We start from the raw sequence: 1,534 nt of genomic DNA on the forward strand, positions 1-1,534 counted from the left end.
GCGGTGGACAAGGTCCACGCCAAAGGCAAGCTGACCGCCCGTGAGCGGATCACCGCCCTGCTCGACGAGGGCTCGTTCGTCGAACTCGACGCCCTCGCCCGCCACCGCTCCCAGAACTTCGGGTTGGGCGAGAACCGGCCCTTCGGTGACGGTGTGGTCACCGGCTACGGCACCGTCGACGGCCGTGATGTGTGCGTGTTCTCCCAGGACGCCACCGTCTTCGGCGGCTCGCTCGGGGAGATCTACGGCGAGAAGATCGTCAAGGTGATGGACCTGGCCGTCAAAACCGGACGACCGTTGGTCGGGATCAACGAAGGTGCCGGAGCCCGCATCCAGGAAGGGGTGGTCTCCCTCGGGTTGTACGGCGAGATCTTCCACCGCAACGTCCGCGCGTCCGGGGTGATCCCGCAGATCTCGGTGATCATGGGACCGGCCGCGGGCGGGCACGTCTACTCCCCGGCCCTGACCGACTTCGTGGTCATGGTCGACGGCACCTCCCAGATGTTCGTCACCGGACCCGACGTGATCAAAACCGTCACCGGTGAGAACGTCACCATGGAAGAACTCGGCGGCGCGCACACCCACATGGAGAAATCCGGGGTCGCGCACTACGTCGCCTCCGGAGAACAGGACGCACTCGACTACGTCCGCGACCTGCTCTCGTACCTACCGAGCAACAATCGCGCCGACGCCCCCCGCACCGCACCCTCGGATCCGGTCGTCGGGTCGATCGAGGACTCGCTCACCGCGGAGGATCTCGAACTCGACACCCTGATCCCCGATTCACCGAACACCCCGTACGACATGCACGAGGTGATTCGTCGGATCCTCGACGACGACGAATTCCTCGAAGTCCAGGAAGGGCGGGCCCGCAACATCATCGTCGGGTTCGGGCGCATCGACGGCCGGTCGGTGGGGATCGTGGCCAATCAACCCACCCAGTTCGCGGGCACCCTCGACATCGATGCCTCCGAGAAAGCAGCCCGGTTCGTGCGCACCTGCGACTGCTTCAACGTCCCGATCATCACCCTGGTCGATGTGCCCGGGTTCCTGCCCGGCACCGGCCAGGAATACAACGGCATCATCCGACGCGGCGCGAAACTGCTCTACGCCTACGGCGAGGCCACGGTCGGGAAGATCACCGTCATCACCCGCAAAGCGTACGGCGGGGCGTACGACGTGATGGGGTCCAAGCACATGGGAGCCGATGTCAACCTCGCCTGGCCGACCGCGCAGATCGCGGTCATGGGAGCCTCCGGCGCGGTCGGGTTCGTCTACCGCAAACAGTTGCTCGAAGCCGCGAAGAACGGTGACGACGTCGACGCCCTCCGGTTGACGCTGCAGCAGGAATACGAAGACACCCTCGTCAACCCCTACATCGCCGCCGAACGCGGCTACCTCGACGCCGTCATCCCCCCGAGCCACACCCGCGGCCAGATCGTCACCGCACTACGACTACTCGAACGCAAACAAGTCACCCTCCCACCCAAGAAACACGGAAACATCCCACTATGAGCGAAACGAACGACGACGC

General features: G+C 65.1%; 1 protein-coding gene. It reads left to right on the forward strand.

Annotation, left to right across the window (positions count from 1 at the left end; genetic code table 11):
- Window positions 1-1,515: acyl-CoA carboxylase subunit beta (locus CH249_RS08460; RefSeq protein WP_141217281.1), on the forward strand; the 1,515-nt coding region annotated here is incomplete at its 5' end.
- Window positions 1,516-1,534 lie beyond the last annotated feature (19 nt).

The organism is Rhodococcus sp. 05-2255-3B1 (assembly GCF_002258545.1).
GTDB lineage: Bacteria > Actinomycetota > Actinomycetes > Mycobacteriales > Mycobacteriaceae > Rhodococcoides.